The sequence below is a fragment of the Mesorhizobium sp. M1399 genome (assembly GCF_040317735.1).
Classification (GTDB): Bacteria; Pseudomonadota; Alphaproteobacteria; order Rhizobiales; family Rhizobiaceae; genus Mesorhizobium.
This window is the reverse complement of record NZ_JAMYKZ010000001.1, coordinates 15,856-36,446: the sequence shown is the minus strand read 5'-3', so window position 1 is coordinate 36,446 and position 20,591 is coordinate 15,856. Positions and strand designations below refer to the sequence as shown.

General features: G+C 63.1%; 16 protein-coding genes and 1 tRNA gene. 8 read left to right on the top strand and 9 right to left on the bottom strand.

What is annotated here, in order from left to right; all coding sequences use genetic code 11:
- Positions 1-23 precede the first annotated feature (23 nt).
- Together NKH05_RS00160 and NKH05_RS00155 are read left to right on the top strand one after the other, a co-directional pair.
- On the top strand, positions 24-1,397 hold the full coding sequence (locus NKH05_RS00160; RefSeq protein ID WP_353024837.1) for a glutamate--cysteine ligase: 1,374 nt from the start codon (positions 24-26) through the stop codon (positions 1,395-1,397).
- A gap of 103 nt (positions 1,398-1,500) precedes the next feature.
- The gene (locus NKH05_RS00155; RefSeq protein ID WP_352914708.1) at positions 1,501-2,550 is read left to right on the top strand and encodes a DUF937 domain-containing protein; all 1,050 of its coding nucleotides are present in this window, start codon (positions 1,501-1,503) and stop codon (positions 2,548-2,550) included.
- Between the two features lie 176 nt (positions 2,551-2,726).
- Here NKH05_RS00155 and NKH05_RS00150 read toward each other — a convergent pair whose 3' ends face one another.
- Complete coding sequence (locus tag NKH05_RS00150; protein ID WP_023716459.1) at positions 2,727-3,017, bottom strand: DUF1127 domain-containing protein; 291 nt, start codon at positions 3,015-3,017, stop codon at positions 2,727-2,729.
- Between the two features lie 178 nt (positions 3,018-3,195).
- Between NKH05_RS00150 and NKH05_RS00145 the strand changes: the two genes are divergently transcribed.
- Complete coding sequence (locus NKH05_RS00145; RefSeq protein WP_023716458.1) at positions 3,196-4,152, top strand: LysR substrate-binding domain-containing protein; 957 nt, start codon at positions 3,196-3,198, stop codon at positions 4,150-4,152.
- A 59-nt stretch (positions 4,153-4,211) separates the two neighbouring features.
- Here NKH05_RS00145 and NKH05_RS00140 read toward each other — a convergent pair whose 3' ends face one another.
- A complete protein-coding gene (locus NKH05_RS00140) occupies positions 4,212-5,639 on the bottom strand; it encodes an MFS transporter (protein ID WP_198030444.1) in 1,428 nt (475 codons plus the stop codon).
- Positions 5,640-5,772: 133 nt separating this feature from the next.
- Between NKH05_RS00140 and NKH05_RS00135 the strand changes: the two genes are divergently transcribed.
- The 3 genes from NKH05_RS00135 to NKH05_RS00125 all read left to right on the top strand — a co-directional run bounded on the left by NKH05_RS00135 (position 5,773) and on the right by NKH05_RS00125 (position 9,449).
- On the top strand, positions 5,773-6,675 hold the full coding sequence (locus NKH05_RS00135) for a LysR substrate-binding domain-containing protein (RefSeq protein ID WP_023716457.1): 903 nt from the start codon (positions 5,773-5,775) through the stop codon (positions 6,673-6,675).
- Between the two features lie 73 nt (positions 6,676-6,748).
- On the top strand, positions 6,749-8,314 hold the full coding sequence (gene xseA, locus NKH05_RS00130) for an exodeoxyribonuclease VII large subunit (protein ID WP_352682817.1): 1,566 nt from the start codon (positions 6,749-6,751) through the stop codon (positions 8,312-8,314).
- 7 nt (positions 8,315-8,321) lie between these two features.
- The gene (locus tag NKH05_RS00125; RefSeq protein ID WP_023719383.1) at positions 8,322-9,449 is read left to right on the top strand and encodes a DmpA family aminopeptidase; all 1,128 of its coding nucleotides are present in this window, start codon (positions 8,322-8,324) and stop codon (positions 9,447-9,449) included.
- Positions 9,450-9,510: 61 nt separating this feature from the next.
- On the opposite strand, the gene NKH05_RS00120 is transcribed toward NKH05_RS00125, so the two are convergent.
- The 4 genes from NKH05_RS00120 to NKH05_RS00105 form a co-directional block, all read right to left on the bottom strand.
- The gene (locus tag NKH05_RS00120) at positions 9,511-9,765 is read right to left on the bottom strand and encodes a DUF768 domain-containing protein (protein WP_023719384.1); all 255 of its coding nucleotides are present in this window, start codon (positions 9,763-9,765) and stop codon (positions 9,511-9,513) included.
- A gap of 510 nt (positions 9,766-10,275) precedes the next feature.
- Entirely contained in the window at positions 10,276-10,620 is a 345-nt protein-coding gene (locus NKH05_RS00115) for an Atu4866 domain-containing protein (protein WP_084642712.1), read from the bottom strand.
- Positions 10,620-11,348, bottom strand: a complete 729-nt coding sequence (locus tag NKH05_RS00110; protein WP_023719386.1) for an SDR family oxidoreductase — start codon at positions 11,346-11,348, stop codon at positions 10,620-10,622. Before NKH05_RS00110 ends, NKH05_RS00115 begins: the two co-directional genes overlap by 1 nt.
- 90 nt (positions 11,349-11,438) lie before the next feature.
- Positions 11,439-12,191 carry an SDR family NAD(P)-dependent oxidoreductase gene (locus NKH05_RS00105; RefSeq protein WP_023719387.1) on the bottom strand — a complete coding sequence of 251 codons (753 nt, stop codon included), beginning with the start codon at positions 12,189-12,191 and terminating at the stop codon, positions 11,439-11,441.
- A gap of 137 nt (positions 12,192-12,328) precedes the next feature.
- On the opposite strand from NKH05_RS00105, the gene NKH05_RS00100 reads away from it, so the two are divergent.
- A complete protein-coding gene (locus tag NKH05_RS00100; RefSeq protein WP_352547841.1) occupies positions 12,329-13,252 on the top strand; it encodes a LysR family transcriptional regulator in 924 nt (307 codons plus the stop codon).
- Between the two features lie 44 nt (positions 13,253-13,296).
- Here the strand turns inward: NKH05_RS00100 and NKH05_RS00095 are convergent.
- Together NKH05_RS00095 and NKH05_RS00090 are read right to left on the bottom strand one after the other, a co-directional pair.
- A tRNA-His gene (locus NKH05_RS00095) sits at positions 13,297-13,373 on the bottom strand.
- Positions 13,374-13,718: 345 nt separating this feature from the next.
- Positions 13,719-14,177, bottom strand: a complete 459-nt coding sequence (locus tag NKH05_RS00090; RefSeq protein ID WP_352482378.1) for a phasin — start codon at positions 14,175-14,177, stop codon at positions 13,719-13,721.
- A 253-nt stretch (positions 14,178-14,430) separates the two neighbouring features.
- Here NKH05_RS00090 and NKH05_RS00085 point away from each other — a divergent pair, with 253 nt between their 5' ends.
- Complete coding sequence (locus NKH05_RS00085; RefSeq protein ID WP_353024835.1) at positions 14,431-18,231, top strand: PAS domain S-box protein; 3,801 nt, start codon at positions 14,431-14,433, stop codon at positions 18,229-18,231.
- 273 nt (positions 18,232-18,504) lie between these two features.
- Here NKH05_RS00085 and NKH05_RS00080 read toward each other — a convergent pair whose 3' ends face one another.
- Positions 18,505-20,463 carry an acetoacetate--CoA ligase gene (locus tag NKH05_RS00080; RefSeq protein ID WP_352493839.1) on the bottom strand — a complete coding sequence of 653 codons (1,959 nt, stop codon included), beginning with the start codon at positions 20,461-20,463 and terminating at the stop codon, positions 18,505-18,507.
- Between the last annotated feature and the right edge of the window lie 128 nt (positions 20,464-20,591).

Below are 20,591 nucleotides of genomic sequence, written 5' to 3'. Positions count from 1 at the left end.
GGGGTCATGTGCGGAGGGCTGTTATGGCGCGCGATACTACCGATTTCCGGCCGATAGAAAGCGTCGACGAACTCGTCGAGCATCTGGCCGAAGGCAACAAGCCGCGCGACAAATGGCGGATCGGCACCGAGCACGAGAAATTCCCGTTCTACATCGACGGCAATGCGCCGGTGCCCTATGGCGGCGAGCGCGGTATCCGCGCCATCCTCGAAGGCATGCAGGACAAACTCGGCTGGGACCCGATCATGGATGCCGGCCGCATCATCGGCCTGGTCGAGCCGACCGGCCAGGGCGCGATCTCGCTGGAGCCCGGCGGCCAGTTCGAGCTGTCCGGCGCGCCGCTGGAGACGATCCACCAGACCTGCCGCGAAGGCAATGCGCATCTGGCGCAGGTACGCGAGATCGCCGAACCGATGGGCATTCGTTTTCTCGGCCTTGGCGGCAGCCCGAAATGGTCGCTGGCCGAGACGCCGAAAATGCCGAAATCGCGCTACGAGATCATGACCCGCTACATGCCCAAGGTCGGTACCAAGGGCCTCGACATGATGTACCGGACCTGCACCATCCAGGTGAACCTCGACTTCGAGAGCGAAGCCGACATGCGCCGCAAGATGCAGGTGTCGCTGAAATTGCAGCCACTGTCGACGGCGCTGTTTGCCAACTCGCCCTTCACCGAAAGTCGGCCGAACGGCCTGCAGAGCTGGCGCGGCGAGATCTGGCGCGACACCGACAACCGGCGCTCCGGCCTGCTCGAATTCTGCTTCTCGCCCGATTTCGGCTTTGCCGATTACGTCGAATGGGCGCTCGACGTGCCGATGTATTTCGTCATCCGCGACGGCCAGTACCATGACATGACGCACATCACCTTCCGCCAGTTCATGGCAGGTGCTGCCCGTAACGAACTGCCGGACGGGCTGCCGACGATGGGCGACTGGGCGAACCATCTGTCGACGCTGTTCCCCGACGTGCGGCTGAAGCGCTTTCTTGAAATGCGCGGCGCCGATGGCGGGCCGTGGCGGCGCATCTGCGCGCTGCCGGCCTTCTGGGTCGGGCTGCTCTACGATGCGGCTGCGCTCGACGCGGCCGAGGCGCTGACCTCGAGCTGGAGCTATGACGAAGTGCTGGCAATGCGCAACGCAGTGCCGGAACAGGGCATTTCGGCGCCCTTCCGTAACACGACGTTGCGCGAGATCGCCCGCGACGTGCTCGTCATCTCGCGCATGGGACTGAAGAACCGCGACCGCAAGAACCGCGACGGCTATGACGAGACCTCGTTCCTCAACACGCTGGACGAGGTCGTCGCGCGCGGCACGACCAGCGCCGAAGAGATGCTGTCGGCCTACCACACACGCTGGGGCGGCTCGATCGAGCCGGTGTTCATGGAATACGCGTATTAACGCTTCGCTATCCGCATGAGCCACGGTCCGGCAAATTCGCTTCAATCAGTGATGGAAACGAACTAGGCTTCTCCAAACGAGGATTTTCCCGGAGGAGAAAACAATGCCTTCCTTGTTCGATATTCTGGCACAGGCCCAGAACGGCAACGGCATGCAGGCGCTGGCCCAGCAGTTCGGGCTTTCGCAGCAGCAGACGCAGGCGGCGGTCGCGGCGCTGCTGCCGGCCTTTTCGCAGGGGCTGAAGCGCAACACAGCGGACCCTTACGGGCTCGGCTCCTTCATGACGGCGATGGCCAGCGGCCAGCACGCCAAATATTTCGAGGATGCAAGCCGGGCCTTCTCACCGCAGGGTCTCGATGAAGGCAACGGAATTCTGGGGCATTTGTTCGGCTCGAAGGATCTGTCACGCGCCGTCGCCAGCCAGGCCGCGCAAGCGAGCGGTGTCAGCCAGCAGGTCCTGCAGCAGATGCTGCCGGCAATCGCCTCGATGATGATGGGCGGGCTGTTCAAGCAGACCACCAACCAGCTAGGCGGACAGATGCATGCGGCAGGGGGTGGGCCCGGCGGCGGCAATCCGCTCGGCGAACTCATCGAGCAGATGATGCGGCAAGCGGGCGGCGGCAGCCAGGCGCCGGCCCCTCAGCCTGCAGGCCCAGCGGACAATCCGCTCGGCAAGGTGCTGCAGGATATGTTCGGCGGCGCACAGCAGCCGCAACAGACGCAGAGCCCTTACGGCGACAACCCGCTCGGCAAGGTATTGCAGGACATGTTCGGCGGCGGGCAGCAGCCGCAAAGCCAGCCGCAGCAGACACAGAACCCTTATGGTGACAATCCGCTCGGCAAGGTGCTGCAGGACATGTTCGGCGGCGGCGCGCAACAGCCGCAGCAGCCGCAGAACCAGCCCCAGCAGACACAGAACCCTTATGGTGACAATCCGCTCGGCAAAGTACTGCAGGACATGTTCGGCGGTGGTGCGCAACAACCGCAGCCCCAGGCGCCGCAGCCGCAGGCCAATCCGAGCGGCAGGCCGAGAAATCCGTTCGACGACCTGTTCGGCAAGATGTTCGAGACGGGTGCCCAGCAGCGCGACGACTACCAGAAAGGCATGGAGTCGATCTTCGACCAGTTCAAGCAGGGTATGGGCCGGCGGTAGACTAGACACCGGCATCCAATCATCAGTGCCGCCCAAAAAAGAAAGCCCGGTCCTGGGAGGACCGGGCAGCGCGCAGGCTGGCCGGGGGGATCCGGCAGGGAGTGGGGAGCCTGCGTAACTTGGTGGCTTCGTGCCTCAAAAAGGTTCAATGCGACCAAAATCGCGAATTTGTGCGATCAGGCCACCTTGCGGGCAATATCCTCGATCGTTTCGGCGCGCTCGACCGCGATGACGCGAAGCCTCTCGGTCGGATCGCGGCCAAAGGGCACACCGACAGCGACGTGCAGGTCGGCGCGGGTCAGACCGATGTCGGCGAGCTCGGCATCCGACATCTCGCCGAGGCGATAAAAGGCGCGACGGTTTTTCCAGGCGCGGTAAACATTGGCAGCGGCATTGGCCACGCGCGTCGCAACGGCCGGACGCGAGGTGATGCGCGAGGTCTCGGTAGCGAAATCAAACGTAGCCATGTCGGTCTCCTTCACATTCGAACGAGCGAAACCAGTCGATCGGGCGCTGGCGACAGCGGCCGTTCCGGCTTCGATTCACATGCCTTCATGTGGACAGTCGGAATTTGCCACGGCGCGATTGATTAATCCAACGAATGTTTCTAATCTTTAGCATCAACATCAATGATGGATTAGACCGATGAAAGCGCCGCTCGATCTCGATCAGTTGCAGACCTTCATCTCGATTGTCGACACCGGCAGCTTTACCCGCGCGGCGGAAGCCGTGCATCGCACCCAGTCTGCGGTGTCGATGCAGATGCGGCGGCTCGAAGAGCGGATCGGCAAGCCGCTGTTCGAAAAAGACGGCCGCACCAACCGGCTGACCGAGGAAGGCGACAGACTGCTCTCCTACGCAAGGCGGCTGCTCTATCTCAACAAGGAAACACTGGCCGCCTTCGACGACCGCCGGCTCGAAGGCACCATCCGCATCGGCACGCCGGACGACTATGCCGATCGCTTCCTGCCCGAGATCATGGCGCGGTTTGCCCGTTCCAACCCGCATGTCGAACTGACCGTTATCTGCGAACCGACGCCGGGACTGGTCGAACACATCAAGCGCGGCAATCTCGACCTGGCGCTGGTGACGCACAATGACGCGCGCGGCCAATCGGAAGTGGTGCGGCGCGAACCGCTGCTGTGGGTTACCTCGGCCAATCATGCGACGCATGAGCAGCCGATCCTGCCGATGGCCTTCGGCCGGCCGAACTGCATCTGGCGGCGGGCCGCCGCCGACGTGCTCGACCAGCAGAACCGCGACTACCGCATCCTGTTCACCAGCTTCTCGGCCACCGTTATCGCCGCGGCGGTGCTTTCCGGCCTGGCGATCTCGGTGCTGCCGGAATGCGCGCTGCGGCCCGGCATGCGGGTGCTGGGCGAGGCCGACGGTTTCGGCGCCCTGCCCGATTGCCGCATCGGCATCATGCGCGGCCAGACCTCGCGGCCGGAGATCGTCGACGCGCTCGCCCGCCATATTTCGGAAAGCCTCGACAATATTTCCGTGCCGCTCGGCGAGGAGACCGGCACGTTCGATTTCGCCGCCCTCGCCTTCGCGAAGATGAAGCGGACCAAGCCGAACCAGATCCTGCCGGGCTGGTAGGGCTTCGTGTCTCATAGCGCCATGGGGCCTGCCACCGCGGAGCCGATGCAAGTTAGGGCTCAATGACGACGGAAATTCAGTGCGACGAGGATCATCGCCGCGGTACCGGCAGCGGCGAGATAGACGGCCATCCGCACACCCTCAGCGGTAGCGACGCGCAGCGCTTCTCCTGTCAAACCGCCGGTGCCGGCGTTTGCAACGGCTACCAGGACAGCCAGCCCCACCGCGCTACCGACCTGCTGACCCGTGGATGCAATGCCTGAGGCGATGCCTTGCTCATGCGCGGCAACGCCCTTGGCTGCGGCTGCGAACATTGTTGGAAAGGTGATGCCGCCGCCGAGGCTGAAGACAATCAGTCCGGGGACCAGGTCGGCATAAGTGCTGTCCGCCGACATGGCCATGCCCAGGCCCGCCGTACCAATCGCGCCGATCGCAAGGCTGACGACGAGTGTGTTTCGTGTACCCAGACGGGTCGCCATCCGACCGCTCAGCGCATTGCCCGACAAGACGGCCAACATCGGGACCATGAAGGCGAAACCAGTCTGCAGAACGCCGAAGCCCTGCACTGTCTGGAAGTAGAAAGACAGGAAATAGAGCAAAGAACCGAACGTGGCGGTGAACAGGAATGTGGTGACGACGCCGGTGCTGAGGTTGCGGTTGGCCAGCAGCCGCAGCGGCAGCAACGGGTCGCGGCTATGCGCCTCTATGGCCACGAAGAGCGCCAGCAACAGGATCCCAACGGCAGCGCTGACCAGAATACCCTGTGAGGCCCAGCCGTACTCTGGACCCTGGACGAGCGTGAAAACGAGCAGGGTGGTACCGACCGTCGCCGTCAATGCGCCCGGCAGATCGAACTTGCCGCCTGACTGGTACCCGCTGTCTCCTAGAATCACCGGAAAGGCCGCCACGATCGCGATGCCGGCCAAAGGCACGTTGACGAAGAACACCGCCTCCCAGCCGAATGCCTGGGTCAGCACGCCGCCAAGCAACGAGCCCAGAACCATGCCCCCGGCACCAGAGCCGGCCCATACGGACAAAGCGATATTGCGTTCGCGACCTTCGCTGAAGGTGGTGTTGACCAGCGACAGGGTGGCCGGGAAAAGAAAAGCGCCGCCCAAGCCCTGCACGGCGCGCGCGGCAATCAGGATCTGAGGCGTCGTGGCGAAACCGCCGACCAGCGAAGACACTGCGTAGAGGACAAGCCCGAAAACGAACATTCGCCGACGCCCAAGCAGGTCGGATGCCCTGCCTCCAAGCAAGAGGAAACCGCCAAACGCAACCGCATACGCACTCACGACCCATTGCAGGGTCTGCGCCGAGAAGCCGAGGCCCAGGCCGATCTCGGGCAAAGCGACAAAAACGATATTGTAGTCGATCGAAATAATAAGCTGGGCAAAAGCCAGCAATGTCAAAACCAGACCAAACCGTGGTCGGGCCGATACGTCAGCCACGCTCGAGTGGTGGCTCATATTCAACTGGTCGGTCATGCCTATTCCTTTTTCCAAATGGAGCCCAGCACCCGCTGATCAGCGCGGCAATTGGCAAGGTAATATCTGGACGAAACAGCCAAAATGGCATAGAACTGGAAGCATCGTCCTCTATTGGCAACGATGTGCGACTGTGCTGGATCTGAACGATCTTTATTATTTTGCGAAGGTGGTCGAGAAACAGAGCTTCACTGCCGCAAGCCACGCGCTTGGACGATCAAAGTCCAACATCAGCCGGCGCATCATCGAGCTCGAGAAACAGCTGGGCGTCTGTCTTATCCAGCGAACCTCCCGCAGCTTCGCCGTCACTGATATCGGCCAGGAGGTCTATCAGTTTGCTGTGGGAATGCTGGTCGAGGCGGAATCGGCCGAAGGCGCCGCGGCGCGACGACTGGCCGAGCCCAGCGGTACGGTCCGCTTCACCTGCTCGATCGGCATGGCGCAGTCGTTCCTGGCGGAATTGCTACCCCGGTTCCTTTTAACGTTTCCCAAGGTAAACATCATCCAGCACGCGACCAACAGGTATGTGGATCTTGTCGACGAGGGGTTTGACCTTGCGCTTCGCGGCCATGTCGAGCCGCTGCCCGATTCCAGCCTGATCCAGCGTCGGTTCGCGCCGACGCCCTGGCATCTTTTCGCCGCACCCATCTATCTTGCCGGCGCAGGCACACCGACAAGCCCACAGGACCTTGCCGACCATGGCGGCCTCGCACTGAACGGGCTGACCGGCGGGGCGGTCTGGAATCTGCGCAATATCGGCGGCGAGACTGTCCTGATGCCGCTCACGGCGCGCTTGCGCAGCGACGATCTGGGAACACTGAAACAGGCTGCCATTGCGGGCCTGGGGATCGTGGCGCTGCCGGCCTATTTCTGCCAGGCCGAAACAGGCAATGGCATATTGCAACGCATCCTGCCGCAATGGACGGCGGGAGAAGCTGGGATCACTTTGCTGTCGCCTTCGGGGCGCAGCCTGTTGCCGGCAGTTCGAGCGTTCAGCGATTATCTGGCTGCCGAATTTTTGGCCGTAGCGAGATGATGGGATCGCGTTATGACACGCGGCCGGATACAGGCGCCTTGACGGCGGCCAACAACCGTCCCCCAATCGGCCGATGAGCGACACAGCATCCGAATCACGCACCAACGCCACCGAGTATACGGTGAGCGAGATTTCCGGCGCGCTGAAGCGCACGGTCGAGGACGTCTTCGGCAATGTACGGGTGCGCGGCGAGATTTCCGGCTATCGCGGGCCGCATTCCTCCGGCCATGCCTATTTCTGCCTGAAGGACGATCGCGCGCGGCTCGACGCCGTGGTGTGGAAGACCACGATGAGCCGGCTGAAATTCCGTCCAGAGGAAGGCATGGAGGTGATCGCCACCGGCAGGCTGACCACCTATCCCGGAAAGTCCAACTACCAGATCGTCATCGACAATCTTGAGCCGGCCGGTGCCGGCGCGCTGATGGCGCTGCTGGAAGAGCGCAAGCGCCGGCTGCAGGCCGAAGGCCTGTTCGACGCCGGCCGCAAGCGCCTGCTGCCCTTCATGCCGCGCGTCATCGGCGTCGTCACCTCGCCGACAGGCGCCGTCATCCGCGACATCATCCACCGCATCAAGGACCGCTTTCCGCTGCATGTGCTCGTCTGGCCGGTGCGGGTGCAGGGCGAAATGGCAGGAGCGGAGGTGACCGCTGCCGTCAACGGCTTCAACGCACTGCCATGGGACGGCGCCATCCCGCGGCCCGACCTGTTGATCGTGGCACGCGGCGGCGGCAGCCTGGAGGATCTGTGGGGCTTCAACGACGAAGCGCTCGCCCGGGCCGTCGCCGCTTCGGCCATTCCGTTGATTTCCGCCGTCGGCCACGAGACCGACTGGACGCTGGTCGATCTGGCGGCGGATGTGCGGGCGCCGACGCCGACGGGCGCCGCCGAAATCGCCGTGCCGGTCAAGGTCGACCTCGAAGCGACGCTTGCCGGTCTCAGCGCACGGTTGAAGACCGCGGTGTCGCGCAATTTCGAACGCAAGCGGCAAGCGGCGCGCGCGGCCGCCCGTGCGCTGCCCTCGCCCGACCAGTTGCTGGCGCTGCCGCGGCGGCGCTTCGACGAGGCGACGAGCCGGCTTGGCCGGGCGCTGTCGGTCAGCGTCGAGCGCAAGCGGGCCAGGCTTCTGGGGCAGCGGCTGACGCCGGCCACCTTGTCGCGGCGCATGAACGAAGCCCGCACGCTGATCCGCCGCGACCTCGCCCGTGCGCAAGCGGCGTTCCTTGCCATCGTGCGCGAGCGTCGGGCGCGGTTTTCGCGCACGGCGGCCAGACTGTCACCGGCGCCGATCGCGAGGCGGCAGAAACTGCAAGGCGATGCCCTGCTGGCCCTGACGCGACGGCAGGACCACGCGATTTCGAGACGACTGGACCGTCTGCGTGGAAAACTGACGCAGGCCGATCGGTTGCTGGCGACGCTCTCGCACAAGGCCGTGCTGGCGCGGGGCTTCGCACTGGTCAAGGATGTGGACGGCGCGGTGGTCAAGCATGCGGCGGACGTGGTGTCGGGAATGGCGCTTTCGCTGGAGTTCGCCGACGGCACCGCGGATGCAGTCGCCATCAGTGGCACGGCGCGGCCGAAGACGGTTGCCAAGCCCGCGGCCAAGCTCAAGGCGCCGGGCGGCCAAGGTTCGCTTTTCTGAGGAAGAAATGACCGACCCTCATCTTGCGACGCCCTCGGGCAAACCGCGCGCCCGCGCCTTCGCGATCCCATTCGATGGCACGCCGGGCCGCTTCAACGCCATCACCGATGTGCCTGGCGTGACGGTCGGCTATACCACGCTGATCTCAGGGGACGGGCCGCTCGTTGTCGGCAAGGGTCCAGTACGCACCGGCGTGACCGCGATCCTGCCACGGCCCAGGGGCGAACTGGCCGTACCGGCGTTCGCCGGCGTGTTCAGCGCCAATGGCAATGGCGAACTGACCGGCTCGCATCTGATAGAGGAACTCGGAGCGTTCAATCTTCCCATCACCATCACCAACACGCATTCCTGCGGCGTCAGCCGCGACGCAACGCTGCGCTGGATGCAGAAGGTGCTGCCGCAATCGCTCGACAGCGCCTGGGCACTGCCGGTAGCGGGCGAGACTTATGACGGCTTTCTAAACGACATCAACGGCCACCATGTGAGCTTCGAGCATGTATTTTCGGCGCTCGAGACGGCTGAAAGCGGGCCGATCGAAGAGGGCAGCGTCGGCGGCGGCACCGGCATGATCACCTTTGGCTTCAAGGCGGGATCGGGCACATCCTCGCGCAGCGTCGACTGGAACGGAGAGCGTTTCACGATCGGCTGCTTCGTCCAGTCGAATTTCGGTGCGCGGCGGAACCTTGTCGTGCGTGGCGTCAGGGCCGGAGCGGAACTCGCCGAACCGGCGATCCGGGACAACACGCCGCGAGCGGAAAAGAGCTCGATCATCGCGATCGTCGCCACCGATGCGCCATTCATGCCGCATCAGTTGAAAAGACTGGCGAAACGCGTGCCGCTCGGCGTCGCGCTGACCGGCGGCTATGGATACAATTCATCCGGCGATATTTTTCTCGCCGTCAGCACGGCCAATGCCGATGCGGCGCGCGGCGCCGCCGGCAAGCTGGTCAGCGCCGGCTACATACCGGATGCCGACATCAACCCGTTCTTCGACGCCGTCGTTCAGAGCGTGGAGGAAGCCATCCTCAACGCGCTGGTCGCCAATGATGACATGACCGGGCGCGACGGCAATTTCGTGCCGGCGTTGCCGAAAGCATGGCTCGAGGAGAGATTTGGCAAGGCTGCGCGGCGATAAGACCGCGCAACTGCATCAGACAGGCAATAATCGCCCGGCAGGTTTTGCCGGGGGCGATCCGTCAGCCGGCAGGCTTGTTGGAATTCTGCTCGTCCTGATCGGCCTCGGCCGCCTCTTCGAGCCTCGAAGCAATGAGCTCCTGAATGTCGCCGACCTCTTCCTGGATATCCTCCAGGGGTATGCCGGCTTCGGCAGCTTTGGCCGCACATTCCCTGGCGAGGGTCTCGGCCTGCTTCTCGATTCTGGCTGGCGAGGGCTGGCAATGGACTTTTTCGCCAATCCACCCGCGCAAGAACTCGATCGCGTGTTCACTCATACTGCTGTTTCCCTAGCGGCTATGCCGATTGGTAATCATAAACGTCGGCATCTTCGAAAAGATGCGTGCTGCCATTCGAGCCGAGTCGGCTTCGCCCGGCAAGCCGAACTTGTCCGAGGTCCACAGAGCTGAAGGGAATGGTGGGTTCAAGGAGCACGTTCTGGTTCTTGAGGACTGATTCTCTCGACGAAACTCGTTCGACCCGCGCTATTGTTTCTATTTGTTTTTTTTCGGTTTTCAAGCCGTTTTAGATCACAATAGATAACACAATAGCTAGCACATTTACCGCGCACTCGCCGGCACCACGTAAAAGGCGAGCCGTCAAAGCCGCCGCTATATAGTGACAACCATTTGCAATGTCGACTCTGCCCGCGATCCTGCTTCTTTCCGCCGCGCTTGCTGGGAGATATGTGGTGTGGCGGGCCTTGTGGTGCAAACTGCCGAGCGCCTCATGCAAGGCATGCAATAGCGTCTTGTGGAACCCTGAATTGCTTGTCTCAGGGTGGCTCTCTACCGCTGGCGATAAAGGATCATGCCGGCATGATAGAGAACGCCTTCGACGAACTCACCGTCCGCGGTGAAGCCCGTATCGTCCCAGTATTCTATGTGGTTGCCCTGCACTTCATAGCGTCCCCGATAGGCGCTCTCGCGGTCACCGCGCGCTTCGTCATAACGGCCGTTCGGCAGGAGTTCGTGCCTGATATGGCGATCCTCGGTGACCCACATTCCGACATAGGGGTGATCTTGGCGCGTCATTGATTCCTCCGCAAGGATTGGAGTTGAAGGAAGGGTCAGGCCGGTTGGGGCTACAGCAACGGCAATACCCGTAAGCACTGCGGCCAAAGTGGATCGCATCAATGCGCCGCCTTCGTCGGACGCACGACGATCTCGTTGACATCGACATCGTCGGGCTGTTCGATTGCGTAGCGCACTGCCCTGGCGATGGAATCGGGTTGCAGGGCAATAGCACGCCAGGTTTTCATGGCGGCGGCAGCGGCTTCGTCGGAGATCGTGTTGGCCAGCTCGCTTTCCACCACGCCAGGATGAATGCAGGTTACGCGGATATCGTCACTCTCCTGGCGGAGCCCATCGGAAATCGCGCGGACAGCGTATTTCGTTGCGCAATAAACGGCAGCCGTGGGCGAGACGGCCAGTGCGCCGATGGAACCGATACTGATGATATGCCCGGAGCCGCGTGCCGTCATCTCCGGCAGCACCGCCGCGACGCCGTACAGAACACCTTTGATGTTGACGTCCACCATCAGCTCCCACTCGTCGACCTTCATGGCTGCCATGGCCGAGAGCGGCATGATGCCCGCATTGTTGACGATGACGTCGACCTGGCCCCATTCGGCCCGCGCAGCATCGGCGAATGCTGCGACATCCGCCCTTTTGGTGACGTCGAGCGCTCGTACGCGAACGATTCCACCAGCTGCCTCGATTTCGGCTGCGAGGACTTCAAGGCGGTCGGTGCGCCGTGCGCCAAGCATCAGCTTTGCACCTGCCGCGCCAAGTTCGCGGGCGATGCCAGCACCGATGCCGCTGGAGGCACCGGTGATCAGAACAACTTTGTTCATGGCCATCGAGATAATCCTTTTGGTTCTGTGATTATTTTCACGATGTGAAGTATGGCGTGCGGGTGAGCTCCCGCAGTGCGCTAGCTTTATTGGGGGTCACTGGGCGGTGTAGCCGCCATCGACCAGAAGCAGGGCCCCGGTGATGAAGCTGGACGCCGGCGAGGCAAGAAAGGCGATGGCCTCGGCAACTTCTTGCGGCTGGCCGATCCGGCCGATTGGATGCGCATCGCCGAAGCTGCGCAGCATCTCCCGGCCATTCTCCACCACGCCTTCCATGATGTCGGTTTCGATCACGCCAGGGGCAACGGCGTTGCAGCGAATGCCCATGCGCCCGTATTCGATCGCTATCACCTTGGTCAGCTGTGCGACTGCCGCCTTGGAGGATGCATAGGCCGCCTGCGTCTCGAAGGCCGCGACGGCCGAGATCGACGAGACATTGACGATCGCGCCACCACCGCCGGCGGCCATCAACTCCACCGCAGCCCGGGCGGTGACAAAACTGCCGCGCGCATTGATCTGCAGGATGCGGTCATAGTCGTCGACCGAGGTCTCCGTCAGGCGTTTGTTGAGCGTGCGACCGGCATTGTTCACGACGATGTCCAGTCGTCCGAAGCGCTTCGCCGCGAGTTCGACCGAGCGTCTGGCCAGAGCCTCGTCAGCGACATCACCGACCAGGGTTGCCACATCCTCGGCTTCCAATTCACGTACAGTGTCGCTGAGATCGCTTGCCACGATCCGGGCACCCCTGGCACGCAGCAGCTCCGCCGTGCAGCGGCCGATGCCGCGTGCCGCGCCCGTCACGAGGGCGACTTTTCCATCCAGGTTCCAGGAGGAAGGCAGTGATGTCATGGGTTATCTCCTTGGTCATCCGGCATCGGCTTGATCGGGAGGATCAAGCCTTTCTTGCCATTGCGACAGAGATAGAGCCATGGCATTGTCGCGATAACCCGCCCGCTGGTAACCTCGATGGTAAGTTTAGCTAACTAATGGACATCGATCTCAATGCAATTGCCGTCTTCGTCACAGTGGCCGAGGAACGCAATTTCCGCGCTGCGGCAGACCGGCTGGGCGTGACGCGCTCGGCGGTCAGCCAGAGCGTCCTCAGGCTTGAACAGCGCCTTGGCATCGCATTGCTGCAGCGCACGACACGCAGCGTAAATCTGACCGAGGCGGGCGAGCGCCTGCTGGCGAGCGTCGCACCGGCGATCGCCGACGTGAACGCGGCAATCGAAGCCACCACGGAGTTTCTGGACCGCCCACGCGGCCGGCTGCGGATCGCGGTTTCGTCGATCGCGGAGACGTTTCTGTCAGGGCCGTTGCTGGCGTCCTTTGCAGAAAGATTTCCCGAGGTGCATCTGGATATCGTGGTCACCGACGAGGAATTCGACATCGTTGCCGAAGGTTATGATGCGGGCGTGAGGCTCGGCGAAGTGATCGAGCAGGACATGATTGCCGTGCCGGTATCGGGCGATCAGCGACAGATGGCCGTCTGCGCCCCGCGCTATCTCGAAAAGTTCGGAGCACCCGCCCATCCGCGCGAGCTTGTGGCTCATCGTTGTATCGGCTGGCGGCCGGCGCCGGGAGTTTCGCCCTATCGGTGGGAGTTTGGCGAGGACGGGCGCGAGTTCGACGTGGCGGTTGCGCCCGAGATCACCACTAACGACATGTGGCTGATGATCCGGCTGGCCGTTGCAGGCGCCGGAATCACGTTCGGCATGGCGGACACATTCCGCCCCTGGATCGACCGCGGCGAGCTTGTGCCAATCCTCGACGACTATTTTCCGCCGTTTGCGGGCTTCTATCTTTATTTTCCCAGCCGACGGAATATCGCGCCGAAGCTGAGAGCCCTTGTGGATCACCTGCGCGGTGCGCGTCAGGCGGGATCGCAGGTGACCGCGCCAGGGTCGTAGAGATCGCTTGGCGCTATTGGTCAGAAACCTGGCTGAAAGCTGAATGGTACCGTTGGCTGGGATCGAACCAGCGACCTCCGGATCCACAATCCGGCGCTCTAACCATCTGAGCTACAACGGCACGCTTGCCCGAGCGATATCCAGACGGAACGTTCATTCTCCGGGACCCGCTCTGTCGTTCGGCGATGCGTCCATACGGGCTATCGGAGTTTAATTCAAGGCTTTTGGCAAAGCAAAAGATCGCTCCGGCATCGCGTCATTTTTCGCCGGACAAAGAAAAGGCCGGCGGGAGGAGGTGCCGGCCTTTTCCTGTTACGAGCCAGCGGGAGGAGGTGCTGGCTGGTTATCCCAGTGAGCAGAGGGAGGAGGTTCCACCCGCCGGGTATTCGCTTAAACCGCTATATCGCACATCTATTTGTCTGACGAAATGCGACCTTTTGATGCATCGTCAAACTGTGTGCAAATATTAGGCGATCTTAATTTCTTTCACGGCCTTCTCGAAGGCGGTCTTGATCGGCTTGGATACGTCCTCAGCCGCCTTGGCAGCAACCGCCTGGAAGTCCTTGGCCTGCTCAACGGTCATTTCGACGCGCTTGCGCAGGAACGCAGTCTGCAGCTCGACGACTTCCGACAGCGACTTGGCGCCAATCAGGGCTTCGAAATGCGAGAAGCCGGCCTCGGCATTGGCGCGCAGGGCGGCGATGGTCTTGAGCGACAGGTCGCTGGAAACGGTCTTGGCGGTCTCGTAGGTCGACTCCAGAGCCTTCTGGGTCTCCTCGGCGCCGGTCTTCAGCTTGGCATAGGCCTCTTTCGACTGCTCGACGCCCTTTTCGGCGAAGGCGCGGATCTGATCGGTGGCCTTGGAAGCGTCGAAGCTTGGGAATTCAACGTTTTCGATCGTGTCGGCGGTCTTGGTCCTGGACATTTTCCATCCTTTTCAGCGGCAGCGGCTTTGACAGAAAGCCGTCTCGTTCATCTATCGTGGCAATATAAAGGCAAATTTTGTGCATTGCAACATGTTTGTTGCATCGCACCATTGATTATTTGTTTCGCGACGTTAACCACGCGCCTAGAGATTCCGCTGGTTGCACGCTATGACTTGTGGACCTTCGCGCCGTCGGCTTTTATTAACAAAGCGTTAACCGCAAATTGCCCGCTCTGTGAGGGTCGCCAAGCGCATGCCGGCTGAAAACTACTCCTTCCTCGATGTTGCCGTGCTCGACGCGGTCCGCCTGCGGTTCGCCGCCGGCGACGCGATCGCCATTCTGTCGGCAGATCTCGAGCAAGTGATATGGGCCAACGGCCCCGGCGCGGCGGTATTCGGCTATCCGGACATCGGAGCCATCATCGGCGCTTCGGCAGGATTGCCGCTGATCGCCAGGCGCCAGATCATGGCAACCAGCGGTTTTCCGCGGATCGGCCGCGACCGTGCCATCACGGTCCGCCTGGCTACCGGGCTGACCAGCCGGGCGGTTGGTTTCCTGGCCAGCGCGGTGACCATGCCCGATGGCGAGGAAGCAATCATGCTGGCGTTGCCGGCGGCGCAGACCGGCTCGCGCAGCGCGGCCGAGATCGCCGATCGCGCCATCAGCGGCTTTACCGAAGACGGCCACTACATCGCCTTTGTCGATGCCAAGGGCAATATCGACGCCGCGTCGGACGGCTTTTCGTCGCTCGGCATCCGGCCTGAGACGCTGGCCGCGCTTGTCGCCGACGTGGCGAACGACAGCGACCGCATCGTCAAGCGCCTGGTTCCCGGCGGATCCAGCTCCTATCCGGCAGGCCTTGCCCGTCTGACAGACGAGCGGCACCTGCTGGTGGTGATCGACGAGGACCGGCTTGACGGCGGGGCCCCTGTTGGCGAGCGCGCCGTCGCGGAACCCGGCAGCGAGGCAGCAGCGGCGCCGAGCGGTCTTCCCCAGCCAACGGACCAGGACAACAAGCAGCCAATCGCCGAGCCGCCAATCACCAACACCGGCGCGGCGGAGATCGACCGTGCCGCGATCGAAGGCAGCTCCGCATCGACGGAGCACGAGCCTGCCGACACAGCCAAGCAGGTTTCGGGGGCCGACAATCAGCACACGGCTGGCGAAACGCCGACGCAGCATGACCATTGGTACTTCAATGCGGGCGACGACACGCAGGTCCCGCCCGGGGCAGGTGTGCCCGGCGAAGTCGAGACACCAGCCAGCCCCGCCGCTTCGCAGGCCGGTCTGGACGCCCCGCAGGAAAGCGCCACACAAGCGATCAAAGCCGCTTCCCCGCCCCAGGGCCGCGGCCGCGTGATCGATCGTACGGCCGCGCCCATGCGTTTCGTCTGGCGTACCGACGCAGAGGGCCGGTTCAGTGCCCTGTCGCCGGAATTTGCCGAACTCGTCGGCAAGCCCGCCGCCGACGTGATCGGCCGCCGCTTCGGCGACGTTTCGGCCGCCTACGGCCTCGATGCTTCAGGCGAGATCGCCGGCCTGCTCGAACGGCGCGACACCTGGTCCGGCCGCTCCGTGCTGTGGCCGGTCGCCGGCACCGATCTGAAGATACCCGTCGATCTGGCGGCGCTCCCGGTTTACAGCCGCAGCCGCGTTTTCGAAGGTTTTCGCGGTTTCGGCGTCGCCCGCAGCAGCGATGCGGTGATCGATCCCGACGCGGCCGGCATGGCCCTTGTCGCCGAGGAGAAGCCTGCCGCGGTCGGGCCCGAAGCCGTTGAACCTGCCCCCGAGACACCGAAAGCCGCCGATCCGTTCCGGGGCGAAGTGCCGGCGTTGACCATCGTGCCAAAGCCCGAGCGGCGCTTTGCCGACAAGGTGATCCGGCTGGCCGAGCACCGGCAGCCGGCCAACGACAAGGGCCTGTCGACGCTGGAACGCAGCGCGTTTCGCGAGATTGGCGAGCGTCTCAAGAAGGACAGCACCCCGGCCGAAAAGCCGGTAGACGAACAGCCCAGCGCCGAGAAGCCAAAGCCGGCTGCGGAGACCGCGACCAAAGTTGAGGCAGCCGGCAAGGCCGACGAACCAAAGCTGAAAAAAGCCGGTCCGACGGACAAGGGTGAAATGCCGGCGCCAAGTCCGGAAAGCGAGGCGGCCGAACCGCCCGAGGCCGATGCCGAGGACCAGAACGATCTTGCCCGGCTCGACGGCGAGCAACCCGACGAGACGGCAGCAGAGGCGCAAGCCGGCGAACCCGTCACACGCCCTGTTTCCGGATCGCTGCTCGACTATGCCGACCGCGAACCCAGCGATGAAGCGCAGGAAGGCGTTGAGCCCAGCACGAAAGGTCGAACGATCGGCGCCGAAGCGCCGCGGGATGGCGAAGACGACGACAGCATGACGGCGGAAGACTTCCGCGACGCCGAGGACAGCGAAGATTGGTCCGATGACAACGAAGCCGCAGCCGGCGATGCCGGCTCGGCGCCGCCCGTCGGGCGGCCGCTGGCACCACCGCTCAAACTCGACGGCTTCGTGCCGTCGGCGTTTGCCGGAGAGGACAACAAGGGGCCGGATACCTCGATCCTCGGCAAGCTGCCAGTGCCGGTGCTTATCCATTCCGGCGACCAGCTGCACTACGCGAACGACGAATTCCTCGGCCTGACCGGCTATGCGACGCTCAATGCCTTGGACGAGGCCGGCGGGCTCGGCGCGCTGTTTGCCGACCCTTATGCCGACGACGGCAGTTCCGACGGCAGCGACCGCGCTCTACGGCTGAAGACGCGCGACGGTCAGGAGTTTCCGATCGACGCGATTTTACGCTCCGTCCCCTGGGGAAACGGCAAGGCGCTGATGCTGGTCGTACGCCGTTCCGGCGACGAAGCAGTAGCCATTCCACATGGCGCCGCCGACGACCAAACGCAGCCGGATGTTTCCGAGCTCAAGGCACGCATTGCCGAAATGCGCACCATCATCGACACCGCCACCGACGGCGTCGTGCTGATCGGCCGTAACGGAACGATCCGTTCAATTAGCCGTCCGGCGGAAGCGCTGTTCGGCTTCGACAGCGACGAGGTGACCGGCAAACCGTTCGTCTCGCTGTTTGCGATCGAAAGCCAGCGCGCGGCGCGTGACTATCTCGAGGGGCTGTCGGAGCCCGGCGTTGCAAGCGTGATGAACGATGGCCGCGAGGTGATCGGACGCGAGGCGCAGGGGCGCTTCATCCCACTGTTCATGACCATCGGCAGGCTGCCCAACGACAGCGGCTTCTGCGCGGTGGTGCGCGACATTACCCAGTGGAAGCGCGCCGAAGAGGACCTGACCCAGGCGCGCGCGGTCGCCGAACGCGCCTCGTCGCAGAAGACCGATTTTCTGGCCCGCATCAGCCACGAGATCCGCACGCCGCTCAACGCCATCATCGGCTTTTCCGAGCTGATGGTGGACGAGAAATTCGGGCCGGTGGCCAATGATCGCTATCGCGACTATCTGCGCGACATCAACCGTTCGGGCAACCACGTGCTCGATCTGGTCAACGACCTGCTCGACATTTCGAAAATCGAGGCCGGCCAGCAGGAGATGGCCTACGAGGCGGTGTCGCTCAACGACACGCTGGCCGAAACCGTTGCGATGATGCAGCCGCAAGCCAACCGGGAACGCGTCATCATCCGCTCCAGCTTCGCCTCGCGGCTGCCGGAAGTGGTGGCCGATCTGCGCAGCGTGCGGCAGATCGCGCTCAATATCCTGTCGAACGCCGTCCGCTACACGCAGGCCGGCGGCCAGGTGATCGTGTCGACGGCCTATGAGCTTTCCGGCGACGTCGTCATGCGCGTGCGCGATACGGGCATCGGCATGAGCCAGTCCGAGATTGAGCAGGCGCTGAAGCCGTTCAAGCAGATCAACGCGCTGAAGCGCGGCCGCGGCGACGGCACCGGTCTCGGGCTGCCGCTGACGAAGGCGATGGTTGAAGCGAACCGTGCCCGGTTCACCATCAACTCGACGCCCGGCGAGGGAACCCTGGTCGAAGTCGCCTTCCCCTCGACCCGCGTGCTGGCCGGTTAGGTCTATGGCTGCGCAAAGAAAAAAGGCGTCCAATGGGACGCCTTGAATGATAGAATTGCTGTCACAACGGGGCTTGAGCGAATCAGATCCTCTGGGGGCTAAGAGGAACGGGATTTCTCCCTCAAGTTACGCACGACTATCGATGCCGGGCCTTAACAAATCCTTACCGGCACGCCGGAAAATTTACCAATGTGTACCACTCATGAAATCTAGGTAAATTCCGCGGAGACATTTCGTTAACCATGACCCCGGTTCCCAGCCCGGGCTCCATGCTCAGTCGGCAAGCTGCGGCAGGTTGCGGAACAGCTCGAGCGCTTCGGGATTGGCGAGCGCTTCCTTGTTCTTGATGGCGCGGCCATGCACCATGTCGCGGACCGCGAGCTCGGTAATCTTGCCCGATTTGGTGCGCGGTATATCGCCGACGGCGACGATCTTGGCCGGCACGTGGCGCGGGCTCGCCCCGGTGCGGATTTTCGCGCGGATGCGTTTTTCCAGCTCGGCATCGAGTTCGACGCCGGCCGCCACCCGTACGAACAGCACGACACGCACGTCATTGTCGAAATCCTGGCCGATGCATAGCGCTTCGAGGATTTCCGGCATCTGCTCGACCTGATTGTAGATCTCCGCCGTGCCGATCCTAACACCGCCCGGATTGAGCGTGGCGTCGGAACGGCCATGGATGATCAGCCCGCCATGGGCGGTCCATTCGGCGAAATCGCCGTGGCACCAGACATTGTCGAAGCGCTCGAAATAGGCGGCCTCGTATTTCTTGCCGTCAGGGTCGTTCCAGAAGCCGATCGGCATTGCCGGAAACGGCTTGGTGCAGACGAGCTCCCCCTTCTCCTTGCGAAGCGGACGGCCATCATCGTCCCAGACGTCGACCGCAAGGCCGAGGCCGGGTCCCTGGATCTCGCCGGGCCATACCGGTTCGATCGGCACGCCGAGCACGAAGCAGGAGACGATATCGGTGCCGCCGGAGATCGAGGCGAGATGCACGTCCTTCTTGATGCCTTCATAGACGAAACGGAAATCTTCCGGCGACAGCGGCGAGCCGGTCGAGGAGATGGTGCGCACACTGGAAAGATCATGCGTGTGGATCGGCTTGAGGCCGGCCTTGCGCACGGAATCGATGAATTTGGCCGAGGTGCCGAAATAGGTCATCTTCTCGGCATCGGCGAAGTCGAACAGCGCATTGCCGTCCGGGTAGAAAGGCGAGCCGTCATAGAGCAGCAAGGTGGCGCCCGACGCCAGGCCCGACACCAGCCAGTTCCACATCATCCAGCCGCAGGTGGTGAAATAGAAGAAGCGATCGCCGTCGAGCAGGCCGGCATGCAGCCGCTCTTCCTTGACGTGCTGGATCAGCGTTCCGCCGGCTGAATGGACGATGCATTTGGGGATGCCGGTCGTGCCTGACGAAAACAGGATGTAGAGCGGATGCGAAAACGGCAGCCTTTCGTAACTGACAGGCCTGGCGGCAAAGGGTGACAGCGCCTCCTCCAGCGCAGCCGCCTTGCCGATGGTTGCCGCGACGTCGGTCGACGTGCCGAGATAATCGACGATCAGGACTTTGCGCACGGTGGCGAGCTTCGCCACCACAGCCGCGATCTTGTCGGCGACTTCGATCGCCTTGCCATTGTACCAGTAGCCGTCCGGCGCGATGAAGACGACAGGCTCGATCTGGCCGAACCGGTCGAGAACACCCTGCTCGCCGAAATCTGGGGAGCAGGACGACCAGACGGCGCCGATCGAGGCGGCAGCCAGCATCGCCGCAACGGTCTCCGGCATGTTCGGCATCATCGCGGCGATGCGGTCGCCCTTCTTCACCTTGAGCGACAGGAAGAGCTGTTGCAGGCGCGAGGTCAGCGCATGCAGCTCGTTCCAGGACAGCCGCCGCTCGACCTTGTCCTCGCCGCGAAAGACGACTGCGTCGCCAAGCCCGGTTTTCTTCAGAAGATTCTCGGCGAAGTTCAGCTTCGCGTCAGGGAAGAAGGTCGCGCCGGGCATCTTGTCGCCATCGACCAGCACGCGTTCGCCCTTGTCGCCGACGATGCCGCAAAAGTCCCAGACCAGGCTCCAGAAGGTCTCGCGGTCATCGATCGACCAGCGATGCAGGTCGGCATAGGAGGAGAAAGCCTTGCCGGCCCTGCTCGCCGCGGCGTTCATGAAGGCGGTCATCGGCGCTGCGTCGATCTGCTCTTGCGTCGGCATCCAGAGCGGTGCGTCGTCGGCCATCATTGTTCCTCCGCAGGCTGCATCGCTTATGCATATCGCGATGCAGCAGAGCAAGATTTTGTTGGACCGCGCCGGTCAGGGTGTGCGCAAATGCCATCGCCGGGCCATAAAGACTTGAAATGCGTCAG

What these genes read in the sequence shown, in the direction of transcription:
- NKH05_RS00090 (WP_352482378.1), bottom strand. Translation starts at nt 14,177, where the DNA reads ATGTCCAGGACCAAGACCGCCGACACGATCGAAAACGTTGAATTCCCA.
- NKH05_RS00110 (WP_023719386.1), bottom strand. Translation starts at nt 11,348, where the DNA reads ATGGCCATGAACAAAGTTGTTCTGATCACCGGTGCCTCCAGCGGCATC.
- NKH05_RS00120 (WP_023719384.1), bottom strand. Translation starts at nt 9,765, where the DNA reads ATGAGTGAACACGCGATCGAGTTCTTGCGCGGGTGGATTGGCGAAAAA.
- NKH05_RS00085 (WP_353024835.1), top strand. Translation starts at nt 14,431, where the DNA reads ATGCCGGCTGAAAACTACTCCTTCCTCGATGTTGCCGTGCTCGACGCG.
- NKH05_RS00140 (WP_198030444.1), bottom strand. Translation starts at nt 5,639, where the DNA reads ATGACCGACCAGTTGAATATGAGCCACCACTCGAGCGTGGCTGACGTA.
- NKH05_RS00145 (WP_023716458.1), top strand. Translation starts at nt 3,196, where the DNA reads ATGAAAGCGCCGCTCGATCTCGATCAGTTGCAGACCTTCATCTCGATT.
- NKH05_RS00160 (WP_353024837.1), top strand. Translation starts at nt 24, where the DNA reads ATGGCGCGCGATACTACCGATTTCCGGCCGATAGAAAGCGTCGACGAA.
- NKH05_RS00155 (WP_352914708.1), top strand. Translation starts at nt 1,501, where the DNA reads ATGCCTTCCTTGTTCGATATTCTGGCACAGGCCCAGAACGGCAACGGC.
- NKH05_RS00115 (WP_084642712.1), bottom strand. Translation starts at nt 10,620, where the DNA reads ATGCGATCCACTTTGGCCGCAGTGCTTACGGGTATTGCCGTTGCTGTA.
- xseA (WP_352682817.1), top strand. Translation starts at nt 6,749, where the DNA reads ATGAGCGACACAGCATCCGAATCACGCACCAACGCCACCGAGTATACG.
- NKH05_RS00125 (WP_023719383.1), top strand. Translation starts at nt 8,322, where the DNA reads ATGACCGACCCTCATCTTGCGACGCCCTCGGGCAAACCGCGCGCCCGC.
- NKH05_RS00105 (WP_023719387.1), bottom strand. Translation starts at nt 12,191, where the DNA reads ATGACATCACTGCCTTCCTCCTGGAACCTGGATGGAAAAGTCGCCCTC.
- NKH05_RS00100 (WP_352547841.1), top strand. Translation starts at nt 12,329, where the DNA reads ATGGACATCGATCTCAATGCAATTGCCGTCTTCGTCACAGTGGCCGAG.
- NKH05_RS00150 (WP_023716459.1), bottom strand. Translation starts at nt 3,017, where the DNA reads ATGGCTACGTTTGATTTCGCTACCGAGACCTCGCGCATCACCTCGCGT.
- NKH05_RS00080 (WP_352493839.1), bottom strand. Translation starts at nt 20,463, where the DNA reads ATGGCCGACGACGCACCGCTCTGGATGCCGACGCAAGAGCAGATCGAC.